This window comes from Streptomyces hypolithicus, assembly GCF_052934925.1.
Genome location: NZ_CM128811.1, coordinates 244,885 through 270,243, shown reverse-complemented (window position 1 = coordinate 270,243; position 25,359 = coordinate 244,885). Strand labels below are relative to the sequence as shown.

Annotated in this window: 22 protein-coding genes and 1 riboswitch; of the genes, 18 read left to right on the top strand and 4 right to left on the bottom strand. The window is 70.9% G+C overall.

The features are described 5' to 3' along the window. The first annotated feature begins 102 nt into the window (after positions 1-102). From ACU6WZ_RS01375 to ACU6WZ_RS01305, 15 genes are all read left to right on the top strand, one after another. Positions 103-1,902 (top strand): DUF5941 domain-containing protein, encoded by a 1,800-nt coding sequence (locus ACU6WZ_RS01375; protein WP_447033791.1) that lies wholly within the window; start codon positions 103-105, stop codon positions 1,900-1,902. Continuing rightward, entirely contained in the window at positions 1,899-2,636 is a 738-nt protein-coding gene (locus tag ACU6WZ_RS01370; protein ID WP_447031264.1) for a phosphocholine cytidylyltransferase family protein, read from the top strand. Before ACU6WZ_RS01375 ends, ACU6WZ_RS01370 begins: the two co-directional genes overlap by 4 nt. Continuing rightward, complete coding sequence (locus ACU6WZ_RS01365; protein ID WP_447031263.1) at positions 2,624-3,685, top strand: iron-containing alcohol dehydrogenase family protein; 1,062 nt, start codon at positions 2,624-2,626, stop codon at positions 3,683-3,685. Before ACU6WZ_RS01370 ends, ACU6WZ_RS01365 begins: the two co-directional genes overlap by 13 nt. Next, positions 3,663-4,445, top strand: coding sequence for a CDP-alcohol phosphatidyltransferase family protein (locus ACU6WZ_RS01360; protein WP_447031262.1), 783 nt, complete (start codon positions 3,663-3,665; stop codon positions 4,443-4,445). The genes ACU6WZ_RS01365 and ACU6WZ_RS01360 overlap by 23 nt, the downstream gene beginning before the upstream one ends. A gap of 5 nt (positions 4,446-4,450) precedes the next feature. Continuing rightward, positions 4,451-5,323, top strand: a complete 873-nt coding sequence (locus ACU6WZ_RS01355) for a glycosyltransferase family 2 protein (RefSeq protein WP_447033789.1) — start codon at positions 4,451-4,453, stop codon at positions 5,321-5,323. 95 nt (positions 5,324-5,418) lie between these two features. Next, on the top strand, positions 5,419-6,357 hold the full coding sequence (locus tag ACU6WZ_RS01350; RefSeq protein ID WP_447031261.1) for an ABC transporter permease: 939 nt from the start codon (positions 5,419-5,421) through the stop codon (positions 6,355-6,357). Further along, the gene (locus ACU6WZ_RS01345; protein ID WP_447031260.1) at positions 6,350-7,150 is read left to right on the top strand and encodes an ABC transporter ATP-binding protein; all 801 of its coding nucleotides are present in this window, start codon (positions 6,350-6,352) and stop codon (positions 7,148-7,150) included. The genes ACU6WZ_RS01350 and ACU6WZ_RS01345 overlap by 8 nt, the downstream gene beginning before the upstream one ends. A 406-nt stretch (positions 7,151-7,556) precedes the next feature. After that, positions 7,557-8,477: a squalene synthase HpnC gene (gene hpnC, locus ACU6WZ_RS01340; RefSeq protein ID WP_447031259.1), complete on the top strand. Its 921-nt coding sequence runs from the start codon at positions 7,557-7,559 to the stop codon at positions 8,475-8,477. Continuing rightward, complete coding sequence (gene hpnD / locus ACU6WZ_RS01335) at positions 8,474-9,424, top strand: presqualene diphosphate synthase HpnD (protein WP_447031258.1); 951 nt, start codon at positions 8,474-8,476, stop codon at positions 9,422-9,424. Before hpnC ends, hpnD begins: the two co-directional genes overlap by 4 nt. After that, positions 9,421-10,815 carry a hydroxysqualene dehydroxylase HpnE gene (gene hpnE, locus ACU6WZ_RS01330; protein ID WP_447031257.1) on the top strand — a complete coding sequence of 465 codons (1,395 nt, stop codon included), beginning with the start codon at positions 9,421-9,423 and terminating at the stop codon, positions 10,813-10,815. The genes hpnD and hpnE overlap by 4 nt, the downstream gene beginning before the upstream one ends. Then, the gene (locus tag ACU6WZ_RS01325; protein WP_447031256.1) at positions 10,812-11,906 is read left to right on the top strand and encodes a polyprenyl synthetase family protein; all 1,095 of its coding nucleotides are present in this window, start codon (positions 10,812-10,814) and stop codon (positions 11,904-11,906) included. The genes hpnE and ACU6WZ_RS01325 overlap by 4 nt, the downstream gene beginning before the upstream one ends. 113 nt (positions 11,907-12,019) lie before the next feature. After that, complete coding sequence (shc, locus tag ACU6WZ_RS01320; protein WP_447031255.1) at positions 12,020-14,023, top strand: squalene--hopene cyclase; 2,004 nt, start codon at positions 12,020-12,022, stop codon at positions 14,021-14,023. Continuing rightward, positions 14,023-14,718 (top strand): phosphorylase family protein, encoded by a 696-nt coding sequence (locus tag ACU6WZ_RS01315; protein ID WP_447031254.1) that lies wholly within the window; start codon positions 14,023-14,025, stop codon positions 14,716-14,718. Before shc ends, ACU6WZ_RS01315 begins: the two co-directional genes overlap by 1 nt. Positions 14,719-14,723: 5 nt before the next feature. Continuing rightward, positions 14,724-15,746 carry an adenosyl-hopene transferase HpnH gene (gene hpnH / locus ACU6WZ_RS01310; RefSeq protein ID WP_447031253.1) on the top strand — a complete coding sequence of 341 codons (1,023 nt, stop codon included), beginning with the start codon at positions 14,724-14,726 and terminating at the stop codon, positions 15,744-15,746. Positions 15,747-15,750: 4 nt separating this feature from the next. Continuing rightward, on the top strand, positions 15,751-17,199 hold the full coding sequence (locus tag ACU6WZ_RS01305) for an aspartate aminotransferase family protein (RefSeq protein ID WP_447031252.1): 1,449 nt from the start codon (positions 15,751-15,753) through the stop codon (positions 17,197-17,199). Positions 17,200-17,300: 101 nt separating this feature from the next. Here ACU6WZ_RS01305 and ACU6WZ_RS01300 read toward each other — a convergent pair whose 3' ends face one another. Then, complete coding sequence (locus ACU6WZ_RS01300; protein ID WP_447031251.1) at positions 17,301-18,122, bottom strand: tyrosine-protein phosphatase; 822 nt, start codon at positions 18,120-18,122, stop codon at positions 17,301-17,303. A gap of 415 nt (positions 18,123-18,537) precedes the next feature. Then, positions 18,538-18,706, top strand: a riboswitch (cyclic di-AMP (ydaO/yuaA leader). A gap of 4 nt (positions 18,707-18,710) precedes the next feature. Here ACU6WZ_RS01300 and ACU6WZ_RS01295 point away from each other — a divergent pair. Both ACU6WZ_RS01295 and ACU6WZ_RS01290 read left to right on the top strand, forming a co-directional pair. Beyond that, positions 18,711-19,685, top strand: a complete 975-nt coding sequence (locus ACU6WZ_RS01295) for a M23 family metallopeptidase (protein ID WP_447031250.1) — start codon at positions 18,711-18,713, stop codon at positions 19,683-19,685. Between the two features lie 193 nt (positions 19,686-19,878). Continuing rightward, positions 19,879-20,670 (top strand): SGNH/GDSL hydrolase family protein, encoded by a 792-nt coding sequence (locus ACU6WZ_RS01290; protein ID WP_447031249.1) that lies wholly within the window; start codon positions 19,879-19,881, stop codon positions 20,668-20,670. 84 nt (positions 20,671-20,754) lie between these two features. Here the strand turns inward: ACU6WZ_RS01290 and ACU6WZ_RS01285 are convergent, their stop codons facing one another. The 3 genes from ACU6WZ_RS01285 to ACU6WZ_RS01275 form a co-directional block, all read right to left on the bottom strand. Further along, a complete protein-coding gene (locus ACU6WZ_RS01285; protein ID WP_447031248.1) occupies positions 20,755-21,669 on the bottom strand; it encodes a carbohydrate kinase family protein in 915 nt (304 codons plus the stop codon). A 98-nt stretch (positions 21,670-21,767) separates the two neighbouring features. Next, the gene (locus tag ACU6WZ_RS01280) at positions 21,768-22,397 is read right to left on the bottom strand and encodes a TetR/AcrR family transcriptional regulator (protein WP_447031247.1); all 630 of its coding nucleotides are present in this window, start codon (positions 22,395-22,397) and stop codon (positions 21,768-21,770) included. Between the two features lie 99 nt (positions 22,398-22,496). Further along, on the bottom strand, positions 22,497-23,684 hold the full coding sequence (locus ACU6WZ_RS01275) for a Glu/Leu/Phe/Val dehydrogenase dimerization domain-containing protein (RefSeq protein WP_447031246.1): 1,188 nt from the start codon (positions 23,682-23,684) through the stop codon (positions 22,497-22,499). A gap of 227 nt (positions 23,685-23,911) precedes the next feature. Between ACU6WZ_RS01275 and ACU6WZ_RS01270 the strand changes: the two genes are divergently transcribed. Further along, positions 23,912-25,156, top strand: coding sequence for an MBL fold metallo-hydrolase (locus tag ACU6WZ_RS01270; RefSeq protein ID WP_447031245.1), 1,245 nt, complete (start codon positions 23,912-23,914; stop codon positions 25,154-25,156). Positions 25,157-25,359 lie beyond the last annotated feature (203 nt).

The window sequence follows — 25,359 nt, the reverse complement described above, 5'->3', positions numbered from 1 at the left end:
ACATCCGATAACCTCTGCCGACACGCCTTCCCCGCCCGTGCCGGGCCGGGATGCCGCATGTCACACAGGGCCAGCCATGTCAGCTCCAAGGAGTGAGTTCGTCTGTCGACCGCCATCCTCACCGGCCCGCCGGTACCCGGATCGCCGCTCGAGGGCGATCTGCGGTCGCTCGGATTCAACGTGCGGTCCCCGGCGGCCGCCGACGCCGCGCAGATCCTGGAGCTGCTCGGCTCCGCCCCCGCCGGTGAACGCGTAGCGCTCGTCGACCCGCGCTTCGTCGGTCACCTCCACGCGCTGCGCCTCGCGCTGACCGACCCCCGCTTTCCCGCTGCCGGTGTCCCCGGCGCGCTCACGGCGCAGCCCGAGGCGCGAGCCGCGCTGGCCGGGGCCGTGCGCGACGCACCGGCGGGCGGGCCGGCCGGGCCCGACGCGGTCGCCGCCGGGCTCGCCGCCGCCGGCACCGCCGTGCAGCGCCCCGAACTGGGCTCCCTGATCGCCGCCGTCCCGGCGGACGAGGCCGAGCGCGAGCAGGCCCGCGCCGCCGTGGCGGCCGTCGACGAGGAGGCCGTACGGCTGCGTACGGCCGTGAAGTCCCGCGACGGCTTCTTCACCACGTACTGCGTCAGCCCGTACTCGCGCTACCTCGCACGCTGGTGCGCCCGCCGGGGCCTGACCCCGAACCAGGTCACCACCGCCTCGCTGGTCACCGCGCTGATCGCGGCGGGCTGCGCCGCGACCGGCACCCGCGGCGGCTATGTCGCGGCCGGGGTGCTGCTGCTCCTCTCCTTCGTCCTGGACTGCACCGACGGGCAGCTCGCCCGGTACTCGCTGCAGTACTCGACGATGGGCGCCTGGCTCGACGCGACCTTCGACCGGGCCAAGGAGTACGCCTACTACGCGGGCCTCGCCCTCGGCGCCGCCCGGGGCGGGGACGACGTATGGGCGCTGGCGCTCGGCGCGATGGTGCTGCAGACCTGCCGGCACGTCGTCGACTTCTCGTTCAACGAGGCGAACCACGACGCCGAGGCCAACACCAGCCCCACCGCCGCCCTCTCCGGCCGGCTCGACAGCGTCGGCTGGACGGTCTGGGTACGGCGCATGATCGTCCTGCCCATCGGTGAGCGGTGGGCGATGATCGCCGTACTGACGGCGGTGACGACCCCGCGCATCGTCTTCTACGCCCTCCTCGTCGGCTGCTCCTTCGCCGCCCTCTACACCACGGCCGGCCGGGTCCTGCGCTCGCTGACGCGCAGGGCGCGCCGCAGCGACCGGGCTGCCCGCGCCCTCGCCGACCTCGCGGACAGCGGCCCCATCGCCCAGTTCATCGCGGCCCGGACCGCCGGCCTCAGGGGCCCCTGGACGGCCCCGGTGGTCGCCGCCGTCGGCGCCGCCGCGCTGCTGGCCACCGCGCTCACCCGGCCGCCGGGCAGCCCGCAAGTGATCATCGCGGCGGCCTGCTACGCGGCCCTGTCCGGTGTGGCCGTCGCCCGCCGCCTGGGGGGCCCTCTCGACTGGCTCGTCCCCCCGGTCTTCCGGGTCGCCGAGTACTCCGTCATCCTGATCCTCGCCGCCCGCTCCGAGGTGAACGGAGCCTTGCCTGCGGCTTTCGGCCTGGTGGCGGCAGTCGCCTACCATCACTACGACACGGTGTACCGCATCCGCGGTGGCACCGGCGCGCCGCCCCAGTGGCTGGTGCGGACGATCGGCGGGCACGAGGGCCGGACGCTCGTGGTGGCGGTACTCGCCACCGTCCTGCCGGCCTCGTCCACGCACGACACAGACCTCACCCTGGCGTTCACGGCCCTCGCTGTGGCCGTGGCGCTGGTGGTGCTGGCGGAGTCCATCCGCTTCTGGGTGTCCTCCGGAGCACCCGCAGTACACGACGAAGGAGAACCCGCATGATCGGCCTCGTACTGGCTGCCGGCGCCGGCCGGCGTCTGCGTCCCTACACGGACACCCTCCCCAAGGCACTGGTGCCCGTGGACGGTGAGACGACCGTCCTGGACCTGACTCTCGGCAACTTCGCCGAGGTCGGCCTGACCGAGGTCGCGATCGTCGTCGGCTACCGCAAGGAGGCCGTCTACGCGCGCAAGGAGGAACTCGAGGCGAAGTACGGCCTCAAGATCACGCTCGTTGACAACGACAAGGCCGAGGAGTGGAACAACGCCTACTCCCTGTGGTGCGCGCGTGACGTCCTCAAGCAGGGTGTGATCCTCGCCAACGGCGACACCGTGCACCCGGTCTCCGTCGAGAAGACGCTGCTCGCCGCCCGCGGCAAGGGCCAGAAGATAATCCTCGCCCTCGACACGGTGAAGAGCCTCGCCGACGAGGAGATGAAGGTCATCACGGCCGAGGGCAAGGGTGTCCAGCGCATCACCAAGCTGATGGACCCGGCGACGGCCACCGGTGAGTACATCGGTGTCACCCTCATCGAGCCCGAGGCCGCCGAGGAGCTCGCCGACGCGCTCAAGACGACGTTCGAGCGCGACCCCGACCTCTACTACGAGGACGGCTACCAGGAGCTGGTCAACCGCGGCTTCACCGTCGACGTCGCCCCCATCGGCGAGGTGACGTGGGTCGAGATCGACAACCACGACGACCTCGCGAAGGGCCGGGAGATCGCGTGCCAGTACTGACCCGGCTCATCCCGTCCCCGGTCGTCGTCGACATCAACCGCGGCGCCATGGACGACCTGGCCGGCCTCCTGGCCGACCAGCGGATCTCCGCCTCCGGCAAGCTGGCGATAGCCACCAGCGCCGGTTCGGGCCTGGCCCTGCGTGACAAGCTCGCGCCTTTGCTGCCCGACGCCGACTGGTTCTCCGTCGCGGGCGGGACCATCGACGCGGCCGTGACGCTCGCCGACGGCATCAAGGGCAAGCGGTACGACGCCGTCGTCGGCATGGGCGGCGGCAAGATCATCGACGTGGCGAAGTACGCTGCGGCGCGGGTCGGTCTGCCGATGGTCGCCGTCGCGACGAACCTCTCCCACGACGGCATCTGCTCACCGGTGTCCACCCTGGACAACGACAACGGCCGCGGCTCCTACGGCGTGCCGACCCCCATCGCCATGGTCATCGACCTCGATGTGATCCGCGACGCCCCGGTCCGTTTCGTCCGGTCCGGCATCGGTGACGCGATCTCCAACATCTCGGCCATCGCGGACTGGGAGCTGTCCCACCGCATTACCGGCGAGCCGGTCGACGGACTGGCCGCCGCCATGGCCCGTACGGCCGGAGAAGCCGTACTGCGCCAGCCCGGCGGGGTCGGCACCGACGAGTTCCTGACGGTCCTCGCCGAGTCGCTCGTGCTGTCCGGCATCGCCATGTCGATCAGCGGCGACACCCGCCCCTCGTCCGGTGCCTGTCACGAGATCAGCCACGCCTTCGACCTGCTGTACCCCAAGCGGGCCGCCAGCCACGGCGAGCAGGTGGGCCTCGGCGCGGCCTTCGCGATGCACCTGCGCGGCGCCCACGAGGAGTCGGGTCTGTTCGCCGAGGTGCTGCGCAGGCACGGCCTGCCGGTACTTCCGGAGGAGATCGGCTTCAGCGTCGACGAGTTCGTCAAGGCCGTGCAGTACGCCCCGCAGACCCGCCCGGGACGCTTCACCATCCTGGAGCACCTGGACCTGTCCGCCGATCAGATCAGGGACACCTACGCCGACTATGTCAAGACCATCAGTAGCTGAACTCCGTCCGGTCGTTCACCCCGAGGGTGTGAAGGACCGGCGCAGCGGTGAGCACTGGGCCGGGCGGATGTACATGCGGGAGATCTCGCTGCACATCGACCCGTACCTGGTGAACACCAAGATCACGCCCAACCAGCTCACGTACCTCATGGTCGTCGTGGGTGTCCTGGGTGGCGCGGCCCTGCTGATCCCCGGGCTGACCGGTGCGATCCTCGCGGTGGTCCTGTTCCAGATCTATCTGCTGCTCGACTGTGTCGACGGCGAGGTGGCCCGCTGGCGCAAGCAGACCTCGATCACCGGGGTCTATCTGGACCGCATCGGCCACTACCTGTGCGAGGCGGCGCTGCTCGTCGGCTTCGGCCTGCGCGGGGCGGACCTGTTCCACCAGCAGGGCGTGACGAACTGGCTGTGGGCCTTCCTCGGCACGCTCGCCGCGCTCGGCGCGATCCTGATCAAGGCGGAGACCGACCTGGTCGACGTGGCCCGTACGCGCAGCGGGCTGCCCGCCGTCAAGGACGAGGCCTCCGTGCCGCGCTCCTCCGGGCTGGCCGTGGCGCGCCGACTGGCCGCCGCGCTGAAGTTCCACCGTCTCGTCGGCGGCATCGAGGCGAGCCTGTTCATCCTGGCCGTCGCGATCCTCGACGTCGTGCGGGACGACCTGTTCTTCAGCCGCCTCGGTATCGCCGTACTGGCCGGGATCGCGATCGTGCAGACGTTCCTGCACCTCGTGTCCATCCTCGCTTCGAGCAGGCTGAAGTGACCGGCATGAAGGTCGGCGCCGTCATCATCACCATGGGCAACCGCCCCGATGAGCTGCGGGCACTCCTCGACTCGGTCGCCAAGCAGGACGGCGACCGAGTCGAGGTGGTCGTCGTCGGCAACGGTTCCCCGGTCACCGGCGTCCCCGAGGGCGTACGGACCGTGGAGCTGCCGGAGAACCTCGGCATCCCGGGCGGGCGCAACGCGGGCATCGAGGCGTTCGGTCCCAGCGGCGCCGAGATGGACGTGCTGCTCTTCCTCGACGACGACGGCCTGCTGGCCCAGGCCGACACCGCCGAGCTGTGCCGACAGGCCTTCGCCGCCGACCCGGCCCTGGGCATCATCAGCTTCCGGATCGCCGACCCCGACACCGGGCAGACGGCACGCCGCCACGTGCCCCGGCTGCGCGCCGCCGACCCGATGCGCTCCTCACGGGTGACGACCTTCCTCGGCGGCGCGAACGCCGTACGCACCCAGGTCTTCGCCGAGGTCGGCGGGCTGCCCGACGAGTTCTTCTACGCACATGAGGAGACCGACCTGGCCTGGCGAGCGCTCGACGCCGGCTGGATGATCGACTACCGCTCGGACATGGTCCTGTACCACCCGACGACCGCTCCCTCCCGGCACGCCGTCTACCACCGCATGGTCGCCAGGAACCGGGTCTGGCTGGCGCGCCGCAATCTGCCGGCGGCTCTGGTGCCCGTGTATCTCGGTGTCTGGCTGCTGCTGACGCTGGCGCGGCGGCCGTCCGGGCCTGCGCTGAAGGCTTGGTTCGGTGGTTTCCGGGAGGGCTGGACGACCTCCCCGGGTACCCGCCGCCCGATGAGGTGGCGTACCGTCTGGCGCCTGACCCGGCTCGGCCGACCTCCCGTCATCTGACAAGCTCGGGTCTGAAAGCATCGGTGGCACGCGGGACCTGGAGCCCGGTCCTGCGCCCTACTGCCTGCGCATCTTGAACACGAAAGTTTCAACTTGTGAGTGACACAACCCACGACGGAGCGGTCGCGACCAGCGTTCCCCCGTCTCCCGACGACGGACTCACCCCGGCGCAGCTCGCCGACAAGTACGACTTGTCGGTGAGCGGTGCCCGACCCGGGCTGATCGAGTACGTCCGGCAGCTGTGGGGGCGCCGCCACTTCATCCTCGCCTTCTCCCAGGCGAAGCTGACCGCCCAGTACAGCCAGGCCAAGCTCGGCCAGCTGTGGCAGGTGGCGACCCCGCTGCTGAACGCCCTGGTGTACTACCTGATCTTCGGCCTGATCCTGGAGGCCGACCGCGGTATCCCCGAGGACGTCTACGTTCCCTTCCTGGTCACGGGCGTCTTCGTCTTCACCTTTACCCAGAGCTCGGTCACGGCCGGCGTCAAGGCGATCTCGGGCAATCTGGGCCTGGTGCGAGCCCTGCACTTCCCCCGCGCCTCGCTGCCGATCTCCTTCGCGCTCCAGCAGCTCCAGCAGCTGATGTTCTCGATGATCGTGTTGGTCGCCATCGCGGTCGCCTTCGGCAGCTACCCCGCGCTGTCCTGGCTGCTCATCCTTCCCGCGCTGGCGCTGCAGTTCGTCTTCAACATCGGTCTCGCGCTGATCATGGCCAGGCTTGGCAGCAAGACGCCCGACCTCGCGCAGCTGATGCCGTTCGTGATGCGTACGTGGATGTACGCGTCCGGCGTGATGTTCAGCATCCCGGTCATGCTTCACGACAAAGACCTGCCCGCCTGGGTCACCGATGTGCTCCAGTGGAACCCGGCGGCCGTCTACATGGACCTGATCCGCTTCGCCCTGATCGACGACCCGTTCCTCACCGAGAACCTCCCCCCGCACGTCTGGGCGGCAGCCCTCGCCTGGGCGCTGCTGATCGGCGCCGCGGGCTTCGTGTACTTCTGGAAGGCTGAGGAGCGTTACGGCCGTGGCTGACGACAACCATGCTGACGACAACCATCAGGGACGCATCCCCACCGTCATCGCCGACGACGTGCACATCGTGTACCGCGTCAACGGCGGAGCGGGCGGGCGGGGCAGCGCCACCGCAGCGCTCAGCCGCATCGTCAAACGCGGCAAGGGCGACTCGCCCGGCGTACGCAAGGTCCACGCGGTACGGGGTGTCACCTTCACCTCCTACCGGGGCGAGGCGATCGGCCTGATCGGCAGCAACGGGTCGGGCAAGTCCACGCTGTTGCGGGCCATCGCCGGCCTGCTGCCCACCGAGCACGGCAAGGTCTACACCGACGGCCAGCCCTCGCTGCTCGGCGTGAACGCCGCACTGATGAACGACCTCACCGGCGAGCGCAACGTGATCCTCGGCGGCCTCGCGATGGGCATGACACGCGAGGAGATCCGCGAGCGCTACCAGCAGATCGTCGACTTCTCCGGCATCAACGAGAAGGGCGACTTCATCACGCTGCCGATGCGCACGTACTCCTCAGGCATGGCTGCCCGCCTGCGCTTCTCCATCGCCGCCGCCAAGGACCACGACGTCCTGATGATCGACGAGGCGCTGGCGACCGGCGACCGGAAGTTCCAGATCCGCTCGGAGGAGCGCATCCGGGAGCTCCGCAAGGAGGCCGGCACCGTCTTTCTGGTCAGCCACAACAACAAGTCGATCAGGGACACCTGCGACCGCGTGCTGTGGCTGGAGAGGGGCGAGCTGCTGATGGACGGCCCCACGGACGAGGTCATCAAGGCGTACGAGAAGGAGAACGGCCGCTAGTCCGTTCGATTTCTTACTCCCGGAGCCCCCGCCGGTCCGTCCCGGCGGGGGCTCCGGCGCGGGCGGCCCCGGCGGTCCCGCGTGCCGTAATGGCCAACTCCGGGCGTCTTCGGGACGGTTGAGAGGAATTAATGCGCGGTTGTACTGCGTCGAGCGCCCCGACGCGGCGCCTGGCGTTGTACAACGTAAGCTGTACCGGTGCTGATTCGCGGCAAGTGGGGCGATATTGGCCCCGGAAGCCCGTTTCGGGTGGTGTCACCAGTGGTGCGCCGCCCAACCGACGGGCGGCGTGTCCGAAAAGGGATGTATCAGGTCAGCAGTGTAGAACGGGAGATGTGACGGCAATGGCAATGGGAACGCTCCAGCTCCACGACGCCTGCGCCCCTCTCGCCCCGGGCGGCCCGCGATGACGGGCACCCCCCGCACGCGCCCCGACGCCCCCGCGCGCACCACCATCGACAAGGCCGCCGACGAGAACTTCCCGGTGGCCCCGTTCTTTCTGCCGCGCGCCTGGCGCGACGACCTGATCGCCGTCTACGGCTACGCCCGGCTCGTCGACGACATCGGCGACGGCGACCTCGCCCCCGGCGGCGCCGACGCCCGCCTGCTCGGCGTCGCACCCGGCCCGGCCGACGACCGCCTGGCCGTCCTCGACGCCTTCGAGGCCGACCTCCACCGGGTGTTCGACCCGGCCGACGCAGGCCCGCGCCACCCCCTGATGCGCGCCCTGGTGCCCACCGTCCGCCGCTGGTCCCTCACCCCCGGCCCGTTCCTCGGGCTCATCGAAGCCAACCGGCAGGACCAGCTCGTACGCCGCTACAAGACGTACGACGAACTGCTCGCCTACTGCGAGCTGTCCGCCAACCCCGTCGGCCGGCTGGTCCTGGCCATCACCGGCACGGTGAGCCCCGAGCGCGTTCGCCGCTCCGACGCGCTCTGCACCGCGCTGCAGATCGTTGAACACCTCCAGGATGTCGGCGAGGACCTCGCCCGCGACCGGATCTATCTGCCCGCCGACGATATGGCTCGCTTCCGCGTCGACGAGGCGGACCTCGCCGCGCCCACCGCGAACGCGTCGGTGCGCGCCCTGATCGCCTACGAAGCGGAGCGCGCCGGCCACCTCCTGGACGAAGGAGCCCCGCTCGTGGGCAGCGTCGACGGCAGGCTCAAGCTGCTGCTCGCCGGCTTCGTCGGCGGCGGACGGGCCGCGCTCACCGCGGTCGCCGCCGCCGGATTCGACGTACTGCCCGGACCGCCCAAACCCACCAGACTCGGCCTGCTGCGCGCAGTGGGAGCCGTCCTGCGACGAGACCGAAGAGAGGGGTGAGCCGGACCGTGGAAGGACCCACGCAGATGTCCGCACCGGTACTCGCCGCATACAGCTACTGCGAGGCCGTCACCGGCCGGCAGGCGCGCAATTTCGCCTACGGCATCAGGCTGCTGCCCACCGACAAGCGGCACGCCATGTCCGCGCTGTACGCGTTCTCGCGCCGCGTCGACGATATCGGCGACGGTGTGCTCGCGCCCGGCGTCAAGCAGGTGAGGCTCGAAGAGACCCGCGCGCTCCTCGACCGCGTCCGCAAGGGCGCTGTCGACGACGACGACACCGACCCGGTCGCGGTGGCGCTCGCGGACACCGCGCGCCGCTTCCCGCTCCCGCTCGAAGGGCTTGACGAACTCATCGACGGCGTTCTCATGGACGTACGCGGCGAGACCTACGAGACGTGGGACGACCTCAAGGTCTACTGCCGGTGCGTCGCGGGCGCCATCGGACGGCTCTCGCTCGGCGTGTTCGGCGCCCAGACCGGCGCGCGCGAAGCGGAACGCGCCCCGGAGTACGCCGACACGCTCGGCCTCGCCCTCCAGCTCACCAACATCCTCAGAGACGTGCGCGAGGACGCGGGCAACGGACGCACCTACCTGCCCGCCGACGACCTCGCCAAGTTCGGCTGCGCCACCGGCTTCGAGAGCGCCACCCCGCCCGCCGGGTCCGACTTCGAGGGCCTGATCCACTACGAAGTGCGCCGAGCCCGCGCCCTGTTCGCCGAGGGCTACCGCCTGCTGCCGCTCCTCGACCGCCGCTCCGGCGCCTGCGTCGCCGCCATGGCCGGGATCTACCGGCGGCTCCTGGACCGCATCGAGCGCGAGCCCGAGGCGGTGCTGCGCGGCCGCGTCTCGCTGCCCGGACACGAGAAGGCGTACGTCGCCGTGCGCGGCCTCTCGGGCCTCGACGCCCGCAGCGTCTCCCGGATCCGTGCCAGGAGGCGCCCGTGAAGGGGCCCGTTGCGCCCGGGCACGCGTCGCACACGGTCGTCGTCGGCGGAGGGCTCGCCGGGGTCACGGCAGCGCTCCGGCTCGCCGACGCCGGGACGCGGGTCACCCTGCTCGAAGGGCGCCCACGCCTGGGCGGACTCGCCTTCTCCTTCCGGCGCGGCGACCTCACCGTCGACAACGGCCAGCACGTCTACCTGCGTTGCTGCACCGCCTACCGGTGGTTCCTCGACCGCGTCGACGGCGCCGAACTCGCGCCGCTCCAGGACCGGCTCGACGTCCCCGTCCTCGACGTGGGCCGGGCGACGGGCCCCCGCCTCGGACGGATCCGGCGCACCGCGCTGCCCGTACCCATGCACCTGGCCGCAGGCCTCGCCACGTACCCGCACCTGACTCTCGCCGAACGGGCCGCCGTGGGACGGGCCGCGCTCGCGCTCAAGGGACTCGACCCGGCCGATCCCGCCCTGGACGGGGTCGACTTCGCTACCTGGCTGGGCCGCCACGGCCAGTCGGAGCGTGCCATCGAGGCGCTGTGGGACCTCGTCGGCGTCGCCACGCTCAACGCCCGAGCCCCGGACGCCTCGCTGGGCCTGGCCGCGATGGTTTTCAAGACCGGCCTGCTCTCCGAGCCGGGCGCCGCCGACATCGGCTGGGCGCACGTACCCCTCGGTGAACTGCACGACACGCTGGCCCGCAAAGCGCTCGACTCGGCGGGCGTACGGACCCAGACGCGCACCAAGGTCACCGCCGTCTCGCGCACCGCGCACGGGCGCTGGGAGGTCGAGACACCGGCCGAGCGGATCGAGGCCGACGCCGTCGTCCTCGCCGTACCGCAGGACGAGACGCACGCGCTGCTGCCCGACGGCGCCGTCGACGACCCGGACCGACTGCTGGACATCGCCGTGGCCCCGATCCTCAACGTCCACGTCGTATACGACCGCAAGGTGCTGCGCCGGCCCTTCTTCGCCGCCCTCGGCACCCCTGTCCAGTGGGTCTTCGACCGTACGCAGGCCTCCGGGCTGCTGGGGCGCGGACAGTATCTGGCCCTCTCGCAGTCGGCAGCCCAGGACGAGATCGACGCCCCCGTGGCCGAGCTGCGCGCACGCTACCTGCCCGAGCTGGAACGCCTGTTGCCCGCCGCGCGGGGCGCCGTCGTACGCGACTTCTTCGTCACCCGGGAGCGGACAGCGACGTTCGCCCCCACCCCCGGCGTCGGACGGCTGCGCCCCGGCGCCCGGACGCACGCACCCGGCCTGTACCTGGCCGGCGCGTGGACGGCCACCGGATGGCCCGCAACCATGGAGAGCGCGGTGCGCAGCGGCATATGTGCCGCCGGCGCGGCTCTGGGCGAGCTCGGGCACGCACACGAACATCCGCTGCAGGAGGCGGTATGAGCACTGGCATTGGAACAAGAGGAGAGCCTGTGACCCCGGTGAACCCGGTCGCCGACACCACGGTGGACATCGCCGCGCTTCTGGAGCGCGGCCGCACCCTGTCCACGCCGGTGCTGAAGACCGCCGTGGAGCGGCTCGCGCCGCCCATGGACACCGTCGCGGCCTACCACTTCGGGTGGATCGACGCCCAGGGCCGGCCCGCGGACGGCGACGGCGGCAAGGCGGTACGCCCTGCGCTCGCGCTGCTGTCCGCCGAGGCGGCGGGCGCACCCGCCGAGACCGGCGTCCCCGGAGCCGTCGCCGTGGAACTGGTGCACAACTTCTCACTGCTCCACGACGACCTGATGGACGGCGACGAGCAGCGCAGGCACCGCGACACCGTGTGGAAGGTGCACGGCCCCGCCCAGGCGATCCTCGTCGGCGACGCGCTGTTCGCGCTCGCCAACGAGGTGCTGCTGGAGATCGGCACCGTCGAGGCGGGCCGCGCCACCCGCCGCCTCACCACCGCCACCCGCAAGCTGATCGACGGCCAGGCCCAGGACATCTCCTTCGAACACCGCGAGCGGGTCACCGTCGAGGAGTGCCTGGAGATGGAGGGCAACAAGACGGGCGCCCTGCTCGCCTGCGCCGTCTCCATCGGCGCGGTCCTCGGCGGCGCCGACGACCGTACGGCCGACACGCTGGAGGCGTATGGCTACCACCTCGGCCTCGCCTTCCAGGCCGTCGACGACCTGCTCGGCATCTGGGGCGACCCCGAGGCCACCGGCAAGCAGACCTGGAGCGACCTGCGTCAGCGCAAGAAGTCCCTGCCAGTCGTCGCGGCGCTCGCCGCCGGCGGCGCCGCCTCCGAGCGGCTCGGCGAACTCCTCGCCGCCGACGCCAAGAGCAACGACTTCGACACCTTCTCCGAGGCGGAGTTCGCCACCCGGGCGGCTCTGATCGAGGAAGCCGGCGGCCGTGAGTGGACGGCACAGGAAGCCCGCCGTCAGCACACCGTCGCCATTGACGCGCTGAGCGGCGTCGACATGCCCGCGCAGGTCCGGGCGGAGCTCACGGCGCTCGCGGACTTCGTCGTCGTACGAAAGAGATGATCAGCATCCGCCTCATATGACCTTCGCAGTCGCCGGCCGGCGCCCGGGAAACCGGGCGCCGGCCGACGGCAGCCCCCAGCACAGCAGATGACCAACTGCACGAAGGGGAAGCCATGACAGCGACGACCGACGGAAGCACCGGGGCCACGAAGCCCCGCGCGGCCGCGGCCAGCGAAACGACAACCGACACGATCCGCATGACGGGGACCGCCGACGCCGTGGACGCGGCGCGGCGGGCCACCGACCGTGCGGTCCAGCACCTGCTGGCCAGGCAGGACCCACGGGGATGGTGGAAGGGGGACCTCGACACCAATGTGACCATGGACGCCGAAGACCTGCTGCTCCGTGAGTTCCTCGGCATCCAGGACGAGGGGACGCTGCGGGCCGCCGCGCTCTTCATCCGCGGCGAGCAACGCCCGGACGGCACCTGGGCCACCTTCTACGGAGGCCCCGGCGACCTGTCCACCACCATCGAGGCGTACGTCGCCCTGCGGCTGGCCGGCGACCAGCCGGACGACGTGCACATGGCCCGCGCCGCGGCCTGGATCAGGGCGCGCGGCGGCATCGCGGCGAGCCGCGTCTTCACCCGCATCTGGCTGGCGCTCTTCGGCTGGTGGAAGTGGGAGGACCTGCCCGAGCTGCCGCCCGAGCTGATCTTCCTTCCCTCCTGGGTCCCGCTGAACATCTACGGCTTCGGGTGCTGGGCCCGGCAGACCATCGTTCCGCTGACGGTGGTCTCCGCGCACCGGCCGGTGCGCCCGGGGCCGTTCACACTCGACGAACTGCACACCGACCCCGGGGTCCCGAACCCGCGCAGGCCCATGGCCTCGCCACTCACCTGGGACGGACTGTTCCAGGGCCTCGACCGGGCCCTGCACCTCTACCACCGGTTCGCGCCCCGCATCGTTCGCGGGGCCGCGATGCGGAGCGCGGCACGCTGGATCATCGAGCGGCAGGAGAACGACGGGTGCTGGGGCGGAATCCAGCCACCCGCCGTGTACTCGCTCATCGCACTCCACCTGCTGGGGTACGACCTGGAGCACCCGGTGCTGCGCGCCGGCCTGGAGTCCCTCGACCGGTTCGCCGTGTGGCGCGAGGACGGCGCCCGCATGATCGAGGCGTGCCAGTCACCGGTCTGGGACACCTGCCTCGCCACCATCGCCCTCGCCGACGCGGGCGTACGCCCCGACGACCCGGCGCTCGTCCGGGCCGCCGACTGGATGATGGGCGAGCAGATCCTGCGGCCGGGGGACTGGTCCGTCCGCAGGCCCGGACTGGAGCCGGGCGGCTGGGCTTTCGAGTTCCACAACGACAACTACCCGGACATCGACGACACGGCCGAGGTGATCCTGGCGCTGCGCCGGGTCGCCCACCCGGACCGTGGGCGGATAGAGGCGACCATCGAGCGCGCGGTGCGCTGGAACCTCGGGATGCAGTCCAAGGACGGGGGCTGGGCGGCCTTCGACGCGGACAACACCAGCGCCTTCCCCAACCGGCTGCCGTTCTGTGATTTCGGTGAGGTCACCGACCCGCCGTCCGCCGACGTCACCGCGCACGTGGTGGAGATGCTGGCCGTCGAAGGACGGGCGCACGACGCCCGCACCCGGCGGGGCATCGAGTGGCTGCTCGCCGCGCAGGAGCCGGGCGGCGCCTGGTTCGGACGCTGGGGCGTCAACTACGTGTACGGCACAGGATCGGTGGTACCGGCGCTGACCGCGGCGGGGCTGCCCGTCGGCCACCCCGCGATCCGACGTGCCGTCCACTGGCTGGAATCGGTCCAGAACGACGACGGCGGCTGGGGCGAGGATCTGCGCTCGTACCGCGACATCCGCTGGGCCGGGCACGGCACGTCGACCGCCTCCCAGACCGGGTGGGCGCTGCTCGCCCTGCTTGCGGCGGGAGAGCAGCACGGCAAGTCCGTCGAGCGGGGCGTCACCTGGCTGGCCGAGACCCAGCGGGAGGACGGCTCCTGGGACGAGCCCTACTTCACGGGCACCGGATTCCCCTGGGACTTCTCCATCAACTACAACCTCTACCGGCAGGTCTTCCCGCTCACCGCTCTGGGCCGGTACGTCCACGGGGAGCCCGCGCTCCCCGATCTCCGGCAGGGACCCTGATGAGCCGTCCGCCGGCTCCTGAGGCGCCGGCGCCGCTGCTGATCGCCTGCGCGCTCGGCATCGAGCGCCTGGCGCTGCGCAGCGGCGACCGCCGCGGGGCGCGAGGGCCCCTGACCGTACTGCGGACGGGCATGGGGCCGAGGGCGGCGGAGGCCGCTGTCCTGCGAACGCTCGGTGCGCTCGGGGAAGGCGGTCACGTCGGTGCGCTCGGGGCGGGCGGTCACGACCGCGCCGACGGCACCGCCGTCATCGCGTCCGGTTTCTGCGCGGGGCTTGCCCCCGGCATGCACCCGGGCGACCTGATCGTCGCCGACGAGACCCGCGGCCCCGGCGGCAGCACCCCCTGCACAGGCGTCGACCTGCTGGCCGAGGCGCTGGCCAGGGCCGTACCGGGACGCACGGTCCACATCGGGCCGCTGACCGGCTCCGACCATGTCGTACGCGGCCCCGAACGGGCCGAGCTGCGGGCCACCGGGGCGATCGCCGTGGACATGGAATCGGCCGCGACACTCCGAAGCGCCCTGCGGGCGGGCCCGCGTCCGGTTGCGGCCGTTCGGGTGGTCGTGGACGCTCCGGAGCACGAGCTCGTCCGCATTGGCACGGTCCGGGGTGGAATATCGGCCTTCCGTGTTCTTCGCGCCGTCCTACCGGCTTTTTTCGAATGGCACCGTTCTTTGCTGCTCCCCAGGAGGTGAGCTAGATGGCCATGCCGCTCCGTCAGACCATCAGGGTCGGGACGTATCTCGTTGAACAAAAGCTCCGCAAGCGAGAGAAGTTCCCTCTCATCGTCGAGCTCGAACCGCTCTACGCCTGCAACCTCGCGTGCGAGGGCTGCGGCAAGATCCAGCACCCCGCAGGTGTGCTCAAGCAGCGCATGCCGGTGGCCCAGGCCGTGGGCGCGGTACTGGAGTCGGGCGCCCCGATGGTGTCCATCGCCGGCGGTGAGCCGCTGATGCACCCTCAGATCGACGAGATCGTGCGGCAGCTGGTGGCGAAGCGGAAGTACGTATTCCTGTGCACCAACGCCGTGCTGCTGCGCAAGAAGATCGAGAAATTCACACCGTCGCGCTACTTCGCCTTCGCCGTGCACATCGACGGGCTGCGTGAGCGCCACGACGAATCGGTGGCGAAGGAAGGAGTGTTCGACGAAGCCGTCGCGGCGATCAAGGAGGCCAAGAAGCGCGGCTTCCGGGTCACCACCAACTCCACCTTCTTCAACACCGACACGCCCCAGACCATCATCGAGGTGCTCAACTTCCTCAATGACGACCTGGAGGTGGACGAGATGATGATCTCGCCGGCGTACGCCTACGAAAAGGCCCCCGACCAGGAGCACTTCCTCGGTGTCGAACAGACCAGGGAGCTGTTCAGGAAGGCGTTCTCGGGCGGCAACCGGCGCAGGTGGCGTCTCAACCACTCCCCGCTCTTCCTGGATTTCCTCGAAGGCAAGGCGGACTTCTCCTGCACGGCCTGGGCGATCCCCAACTACTCGCTGTTCGGCTGGCAGCGGCCCTGCTACCTGATGAGCGACGGGTACGTACCGACCTACCGCGAGCTCATCGAAGAGACCGACTGGAGCAAGTACGGGCGGGGAAAGGACCCCCGGTGCGCCAACTGCATGGCCCACTGCGGCTACGAGCCGACGGCCGTCCTCGCCACCATGGGCTCGCTCAAGGAATCCCTGCGCGCGGTCCGCGAGACCGTCTCGGCCAACCGCGGGTGATGTGATGGACCACCGGTCATCGCCGGGCGGGGACGGGACCGCAGCCCGTCCCCGCCCCGGCCCCCGCCCGGCGGGGGAGTTCGACCTGGCGGCGCTCCTCGCCGAACGCGGCGGGGAGGGCTACGAACTGCACGCCAGGCACCTCAACCACCAACTGCCGCGCATGCTGCGCGCCATCGGCTTCGACAAGGTCTACGAGCGGGCCGAGGGCGCCTACTTCTGGGACGCGGAGGGCAACGACTACCTCGACATGCTCGCCGGCTTCGGGGTGATGGGCCTCGGCCGCCACCATCCCGTCGTACGCAGAGCACTGCACGACGTACTGGACGCCTCCCTCGCGGACCTCACGCGCTTCGACTGCCAGCCGCTGCCCGGACTGCTCGCCGAGAAGCTGCTCACGCACAGCCCGCACCTGGACCGGGTCTTCTTCGGAAACAGCGGCACGGAGGCCGTCGAGACCGCGCTCAAGTTCGCCAGGTACGCGACCGGCCGCCCCAGAATCCTCTACTGCGCCCACGCCTTCCACGGCCTGACGGCCGGCTCGCTCTCCGTCAACGGCGAGAGCGGCTTCCGCGACGGATTCGCCCCACTGCTGCCCGACACCGCGATCGCCCTCGGAGACCTCGCCGCGCTGGAGCGGGAGCTGGAGCGCGGCGACGTGGCGGGCCTGGTCGTCGAGCCGATCCAGGGCAAGGGCGTACGTGCCTGCCCGCCCGGATTCCTGCGCGCCGCCCAGGAACTCCTCCACCGGCGCGGGGCCCTGCTGATCGCCGACGAGGTCCAGACAGGGCTGGGCAGGACCGGCGACTTCTACGCGTACCAGCACGAGGAGGGCGTGGAGCCCGATCTGCTGTGCGTCGCCAAGGCTCTTTCGGGCGGGTACGTGCCGGTCGGCGCGACTCTCGGAAAGGACTGGATCTTCCGGAAGGTCTACTCCTCGATGGACCGCGTGCTGGTCCACTCGGCCAGCTTCGGTTCCAACGCCCAGGCCATGGCGGCGGGTCTCGCCGTGCTGTCGGTGATGGAGAACGAGGAGATCGTCGCCAACGCCCGGCGCACCGGCGACCTGCTGCGCGAGCGGCTGACCGCGCTCGTCGGGCGCTACGAGCTGCTGCACGACGTACGCGGACGGGGCCTCATGGTCGGCATCGAGTTCGGCCGGCCGGCCTCGCTGAAGCTGCGCAGCCGCTGGACGATGCTCCAGGCCGCCCGCAAGGGGCTCTTCGCGCAGATGGTCGTCGCACCGCTGCTGCACAAGCACCGCATCCTTACCCAGGTGTCCGGCGACCACCTCGAAGTCATCAAGCTGATTCCGCCGCTGACCGTGGGGGAGAAGGAGGTGGACCGCTTCGTCCGCGCCTTCACCGCCGTGATGGACGACGCGCACAGCGGCGGCGGACTGATGTGGGACTTCGGCAGGACGCTCGTCAAGCAGGCGGTCGCCAACCGGTAGGCGGGCCGGAGGTGGGCGGCCCGGCCCAGCAGGCGAGGTAGGGGCAGCCCGCCCGGCCCCCGCGGCCGGGCCCTCAGCTCTCGTCGCTCAGCTCTCGTCGCTCAGCTCTCGTCGCTCGGGACGAGCAGCCGGGTCCGCAGCTGCTCGCGGGTCTCGGCGCTGAGCCCCAGTCCTTCCGCGAGGTACCGCGTGGTGGAGCCCCATACCTCCTGGACGGTCTCGAAGGCGGCGTTCAGGTACTCCGCGCGGGCGTCGAACAGCGGCCTCAGCAGCTCCATGACCTCGGGAGTCATTCCGGCCGGGGAGCTGTCGCTGCGGCTCACCCGGTAGCGGCGGCTCGGGTCGTTCGACTTGAGGTAGTCGGCCTCGATGGCGTCACGCTCGACGCCGACAGCCAGCAGGGCCACCGCTATCGACAGGCCCGCTCGGTCCTTGCCCGCCGCGCAGTGCATCAGGGCGGGCACGCTGTCCTCGGCGAGCGCCTGCAGCACTTGGCTGTGCTCGGCCGTGCGCTCCTTGATGATCACGCGGTACGTCTGCGCCATCCGGTCCGCGGCCTTGCCGTCGGACAGGATCTCGCGCAGCTCGTCGAGGTTCCCGTCCCGGACCATCTTCCAGAACACCGCGCCGTCGGCAGGGTCGGTCAGCGGCAGGTTCACGTTGCGCACACCCGGCAGCTCGATGTCCGGGCCCTCCAGCTTCTGGTCCGCCTCGTTGCGGAAATCGAAGATCGTATGAAGACCGAGGGAGCCGAGAAACGCCGCATCGGCCGCCGTCGCGTGTGCGAGGTGACCGCTGCGGAAAAGGACACCGGAGCGCACCCGGCGCCCGTCCACGGTCGGCAGGCCGCCCACATCACGGAAGTTGCGCACTGCGGCAAGCTCGGGCGCTGCCGACGGGACCTGCGGCACCTGCTGTGACACGTGGGCTCCTGTGAGTCTGCCGTCGGCGCTGCTCGCCGACTTCGGCGAGTTTCGACGATACGACACCGTGGCCGTGGCGATCATCGCCGCTGGCCAGGCGCTTCAGGCGTATCTGACAGTTGGGGCGAATCGGGTCATATCACCGTAACGCCCGTTGTGTGCAAGGGAGGTGACGGAGGGGCGGGCGGGCCGCTGGTGAGCAGGATCTCATTCGTGACCGTGCGTGGCGAAGATCCGGATACAAATGCCTTTCCGCAGGCGGGGGGAGAAGATCCGTAATCCACGGAGTGTGACGGCAATTCCCTCGCGAATTCCCCTCGCTCAACGGCTGGGCGAATGAGCTCGCTTGTACGGGGAAGGCCGGTCGGCTTACGGTCACGGTCAATCCGGGCGGACCGCCTAATCCTGCCGCCGCCCGGAATCCGAACCTACTCACGTGTGGCAGGAGCGGGGGAACCAGGTAAGTACGCCGGCATTCGGAAGTTTTTGGTCCGGACCGGCTCGGGGTGAAGCCGCGCATCAGCGCGGCCGGGCATCTCCAGCCCGAACCCGACAGCTCACCTCGTAGGCGCCGGAGAGGAATACCCCATGCCCGCAAAGGGTAAGCACCGCCGCCAGAGGCCGAACTCGATCACCCGCGGATTTATCGCCGCAGGCACGGGCGGAGCGGCTCTCGCACTTCCGTTCATGACCGTGACCGGCGCGAACGCCGCGGAGAAGGCCGCCCCGGCCTCCGCGTCCGCCGCGTCCTTCGGCAAGGCGGCCCCCGCGGCCGCCGCCGAGAAGGCCGCCGCGAAGAAGGCCGGCACCAAGACCTACTCCGTGGTCTCCGGCGACTATCTGTCGAAGATCGCCGAAGAGCAGGACGTGCGTGGCGGCTGGCACAAGCTCTACAAGGACAACCGTGTGGTCGTCGGCGGCAACCCCGAGCTGATCCTGCCCGGCATGAAGCTGACCATCGGCGCGAAGGCGTCCGGCTCCGCGCCGCAGGCGCCCGCGAAGCCCGCCCAGCCGTCGAAGTCCGAGAAGTCGTCGCAGCCGTCGCAGCCCTCGAAGTCCTCGGCCAAGGACTCCGCGCCCGCGCCGGCCAAGGACGAGGCCAAGGCGCCCGCCGCCAACAGCGCCTCCAACGCGGCCGCTTCCGGCCAGAGCAACGGATCCGGCTTCACCGCTCCGGTCGACGCGGGCGTCTCCACGCCGTACCGCGCCTCCGGCGGCAGCTGGTCCAGCGGCTACCACACGGGCGTCGACTTCACCGCCTCCAGTGGCACCCCGGTCAAGGCCGTGGCCACCGGCACCGTCGTCTCCGCCGGCTGGAGCGGCTCGTACGGCAACGAGGTCGTCATCAAGCACGACGACGGCCGCTACTCGCAGTACGCCCACCTCTCCTCGCTGTCCGTCTCCTCCGGCCAGAGCGTCGGAGGCGGCACCCAGATAGGCCTCTCCGGCAGCACCGGCAACTCCACCGGCCCGCACCTGCACTTCGAGATCCGGACCGGCCCGAGCTACGGCTCGGACGTCGACCCGCTGGCCTACCTGCGCGGCAACGGCGTCTCCATCTGACGCTCGCCCCGCGACGGCTCCATGCCCGTACGCCCCTTCTCTGCCGCTCACCCCCAGGCGGCAGGAAAGGGGCCTACGTGCGTTCAAAGGCGTATTCCGGGTTGGCCGAACCTGACCCGTGTCGTATCTCACGCTGCGTCACCCCCTCCCTACGGTGGCGTAGGTCACGTCCGCCGGTGAAGGATGTGCCGACGTGGCAGACGATTCGCGATCATTCAGAGCAGGCGCCATCGGGTCGTACGCGGCGATCGGTGACAGCTTCACCGAAGGCGTCGGCGACCCCGGGCCCGGCGGTACGTTCATCGGCTGGGCGGACCGGTTGGCCGTACTCCTCGACGACCGCGTCCCCGAGCACACCTTCCGCTACGCCAACCTCGCGGTCCGCGGCCGCCTCCTCGACCAGATCGTGGCGGAGCAGGTCCCGCGGGCGCGGCAGCTCGCCCCCGATCTGGTGAGCTTCTGCGCCGGCGGGAACGACATCATCCGGCCAGGCAGTGACCCCGACGACGTAGCCGAGCGCTTCGAGACAGCGGTCGCTGAGCTCACCGAGGCCGTCGGCACCGTCATGGTGACCACGGGCTTCGACACTCGGGACGTTCCCGTGCTGCGCCATCTGCGCGGCAAGATCGCGACGTACACGGCGCATGTGCGCGCGGTCGCCGACCGCTATGACTGCCCGGTGCTCGACCTGTGGTCCCTCAAGTCGGTCCAGGACAGACGCGCCTGGGACGGCGACCGCCTGCACCTCTCGCCCGAGGGCCACACCCGGGTCGCGCTGCGGGCCGGCCAAGTGCTGGGCCTGGACGTCCCCGCCGACCCCGACCAGGTGTGGCCGCCGCAGGTGCCGCGCAACTCGCTGGAGGCGCGCAGAGACAACATCCAGTGGGCGCGCGAACACCTGGTGCCGTGGATCGGGCGGCGGCTGCGCCGGGAGAGCTCGGGGGATCACGTGGCGGCGAAGCGCCCGGACCTGCTGCCGCTCTGAGGCGCTGAGCAGGGCGTGGTGGCCTTGACGTTCAGTCTCGGCCAGGGGCGTGCGCCCCCCTGTGCCAGACGTGAGGCCGGCGCCCTACGGGGACAGGAGGTCGCCCGCGCCGATCAGGGCCGTGTTTCCCTCCGTGGTGCAGGCGTGGGCTCCGGCGCGTGCGCCCAGCCGGGCGCACTCCTCAAGGCCCTGGCCGGCCAGCCGCCCGTACAGGAATCCGCTGACATAGGCGTCCCCGGCGCCGTTGGAGTCCACCACCGGGCCGGGCGGCACCGTCGCGGGAACCGGCCGTGGGGTGCGGCTGCCGTCCCGCGTCAGCAGGTACGAGCCGCCCGCGCCCGCCGTGGCCACCACGGCCTCGGCCCGTCCCTCCCGCAGGATTTCCCGCATCACGGCGGCGATCCGCTCCCCGGCGCCGGCAGCGCTGAGGAACACCAGATCGCAGCGGAGCGCGAACTCCCTGTGGTGGTCGGCCAGTCCGTCCCAGTCGTGCAGGTCCGTCGAGACCGGAACACCCAGCTCCTCGATGTCGTCGAGGAGATGACGCGCGAAGTCCACTATGCACAGGTGGACATGACCGGCACGCCGCAGATGCGGAAGGTAGAAGTCCCGCGGCATCCGCAGGCCGCCCGGGTCGCGGGCGTCGTAGAACGACATCCGGCGGCCCGTCGAGCTGTCCACGAGATTGACCGCGCGCCGGGTCCCCGCCGGTGAGATCAGCGGCTCGAAATCGACTCCACCCTTGGCCAGCCGCTCCCTGACCTGCCCGCCGATCCAGTCATCCCCGATGAAGTCGATGAATTTGACCTCAAGCCCCAACGCCCGGCAGCCCAGCGCGACATTGCCGCCGGTGTGCCCCGGCCACTCCCGGATGGGTGGCACGCCAAGCGAATCCGCGAGCGGTACGGGCAGCGAATCGACGCGGACGACGGTGTCCACCCCACTGCCGCCGACGACCAGGACGTCATACACCGCGTGCACAGACTGCTGTTCCGACATCGCAACCCCTTCCGGCTCCGCGGCCCAGTATGAACTGCTCCCGGATCAAAGGGACTGAGATCAACGGGACAGGTGGTGTGACACCCCTGGTCAGCTTGTCAGCGGGCGGCCGCCGCCAGCGCCGCGCGATCGATGCCCAATTCGCGGGCGAGCGCGTCCTCGGCCCATTCCAGCATGGTGCCCCGGGTCAGAGCTACCGGGGTTCCCGCGTACGACATCATCTGGACGGCGAGCCCGTCCAGCAGCGCAGTCAGCCGCCAGGCCGCCGACGCCGGGTCCTCGCACCGGAACTCACCGGCGTCCGCGCCCTCCCTGATGGCCTCGGTCAGCGCCGCCTTCCACTGCCGGTCGAGGTCGCGGGCCACTTCGCGGAGCACCGGCTCACGCAAGGACGCCGCCCAGCCCTCGATCCAGAGCCTCCATCCCTTGGCCTGCCCGGCCGGTGCGTACCAGCGGATCGCGGCCCGGAGTCTGCGTACGGCGCTGGTGCGCCGGCCGAGCAGTTTGCGCAGCTGCGCGAGGTCGCCGGCCGCGGCGTACACGAAAGCGGCGCCGACGAGCTTCTCCTTGGTCGAGAAGTGGTACAGCACCAGCGCGTTGCTCACGCCGAGGGCAGAAGCGACATCGGCGATGCGCAGGGCGCTCACTCCCCGCGCCTCGATCTGTCCGACCGCGGCACGCAGCAGTTCCTCGCGCCGTTCCTCCACGCTCAACCGCACTCTCGCCACCCGGCAAACCCTACACACGGGGGCGTCCCACCTGCCCCTACTGCGCAGCCACGACCGATCCGGCGGGCCCCGATCCGGTGGGCCCCGATCCGGTACGCGTCACCGGTACCAGCCGAACCGTTCCGCCATGACCGGGAGCCGGTCGTCGACGATCGCGTGGGCGGCGGCGCGCGGCGTCGTGCCGTCCGCCTCGGCCCGCGCCAGCATCTGGCCGACGAGGGTGCGCATCGAGCTCCGCGTGTACGCGAACGCCTCGTCCGGGTCGGGGCCGATGTCCCCGAACAGCGTCCACCACCACCAGGCGTTCGTACCCGAGTTCACGACGACGTCCGGCAGCACGCTCACCCCTCGTTCCGCCAGCAGCGCCTCGGCCTCGGGCAGCACCGGCATGTTCGCCGCCTCGACGACCCAGCGGGCCTTGATCCGCCGCTGGTTGGCCGCGTCGACGGCGTACGACACGGCCGCCGGAACCAATACCTCCGCCTCCGCGGACAGCCAGGCGTCGCCCGCCAGTTCCTGGTCGTCGGAGCGCAGTACGGCCCGGTCCACCGCGCCGTACGCGTCACGGGCGGCGAGCAGCGCTTCGACGTCCAGCCCGTCCGGGTTCGCGACCGTGCCCAGCACATCGGCCACCGCGACGATCTTCAGCCCGGCCTTGGACAGGAAGCGGGCGGTGGCGCCGCCCATCGTTCCCAGGCCCTGCACCGACACGCGCGTCCCCCGGTGCGGGATCGCCGCGGAGTCGAGCGCCGCGAGCACCGACTCGGCGACCCCGCAGCCGCCGACGAGCTCGCCGAGCCCGATGCCGCCGACCGTGACGCCGAACGCGTCGGCGAGCCGCCCGCGCGCCGCGCTCTCGTCGTCGAGCAACGGGTAGACGGCCTGAATGGTGGAGACGAGGCCGGCCTCCGCCGCGGCCTTGTCGACGATCTCCTGGGACAGCCCCAGATCCTCGCCGGTCGTCCAGAAGCTCTCGATGTGCGGGCGCATGGCGCGCAGGTAGCGCACCAGAATGCTGTACGCCTCGGGGTCCTGCGGGTCACAGTCGATGCCGCCCTTGGCGCCGCCGAGCGGTATGTAGCGCCCCCTCGGATGCGCAGGGTCGTAGTGGAGGGCTTCCTTCATCGTCATGCCGCGGGCCAGTCCCGCGACCTCGTCCACGGTGCAGCCCTCGCGCATGCGCAGGCCGCCACTGGCCACTCCGCGCAGCAGCCGGTCGACGACCAGGAAACCCCGCCGTCCCGTGATGTGGTCGGTCCAGGTCAGCGAGACCAGTGGGGCGCTCATACGGGGGACGGACAAGAGGGTGCCTCCGGGCGCGTGACGGTGCCTGCGACTCGCTGGTTCGACTGGCTGAAAAACTCGACTGAACAGTCAGTCAGTATCGGAAGCGGGTGCACCCCTGTCAACGCAGTCGCCGGCCCGGTCCCGTACCCGCCCACGTGACGGGCCGGTTCCCGCGCTGTCGTACCCGGCGCCCATAATGGATGGACCCGTGAGCTCCAGGAGGTCCTGTGACCGGCGACGACACCCTGCACACGCTGCGCACCCGGCTGCGCTCGCTGCGGACCGCCGCATTCGGCGCCGATCCGGCGGGGGAGCGTATGGAGCGCATCCGACGCTCGCCGAACTTCGCCGACGGCGTCTTCCAGAACCCCGTGGGCGCCCGCACCAGGCCGACCGGCTCCTCTCTCGAACTCGCGAAGGTGTACTTCCGCAAGGAGGAGCGGCGCCGCAGGGCCCCCACCGGTCCCGTGCCCCTGCACGCCACGACCCTCGCCGACCTCGCCGAGGCGCCCGCCACGGGGCTGCGGCTCACCTGGATGGGGCATTCCAGCGTGCTCGCCGAGATCGACGGCCGGCGCCTGCTCTTCGACCCCGTCTGGGGGCAGCGCTGCTCTCCCTTCGCCTTCGCCGGGCCCAAGCGGCTGCACCCGGTGCCGGTGCCGCTCGCCGCCCTGGGCGCGGTCGACGCGGTCGTGATCTCCCACGACCACTACGACCACCTGGACATGCCCACGATCCGGGCTCTCGCCGGTACCCGTACGGTCTTCGCCGTGCCGCTCGGCGTGGGCGCGCACCTGGAGCGCTGGGGCGTACCCGCCGACCGGATCCACGAGCTGGACTGGAACGAGACGGTGAAGATCGCCGGACTCAGCCTCACCGCGACCCCCGCGCGGCACTTCTGCGGCCGAGGCCTGCGCAATCAGCAGCACACCCTCTGGGCCTCCTGGGCGGTGGCGGGACCGGAGCACCGCGTCTACCACAGCGGCGACACGGGTTACTTCGACGGGTTCGAGGACATCGGCGCCGAGCACGGCCCGTTCGACGCCACCATGATCCAGATCGGCGCCTACAGCGAGCACTGGCCCGACATCCACATGACGCCCACCGAGGGCGTCCGGGCCCACCTGGACCTCCAGGGTGGCAGCGCCCAGGGCCCGTCGGCCGGACCGATGCTGCCGATCCACTGGGGTACGTTCAACCTCGCCCCGCACCCGTGGGCGGAGCCCGGCGAGGGCACCGTCGCGGCTGCGCGCGATGCCGGCGCCAGGATCGCGCTGCCACGTCCCGGTGAGCCCTTCGAACCCACGGCCGGCACGCTGCCGGCCGCGCCGTGGTGGCGCCCGGTCGCAGTTGCCCCCGCACCGGACGACCGCCCTGCCGCGCCCGCCTCAGCCGCGGGTCCCGCAGCAGATGTCCCCGCCGCCGGCCGGCCGACGGACGCCGGGGAACCGGAGACCGCACCCGCTGTCTAGACCTCAGAGGTCTCCATTTATTCGGTCTTCAGTGCGGGGTGTCATACCAGAGCGGGACGCTGCGCGGGCAAGTTTGGCAACTGCCCGTCGATCATGAAAGGTTGCCGACTACTGTGAGTCGCCGGTGATCAACATGGGGCCACATCACCTGAGTTGAGCCCAGACCGACAGTGGTCGAACAGACGCATTACGCCGATCCCTGG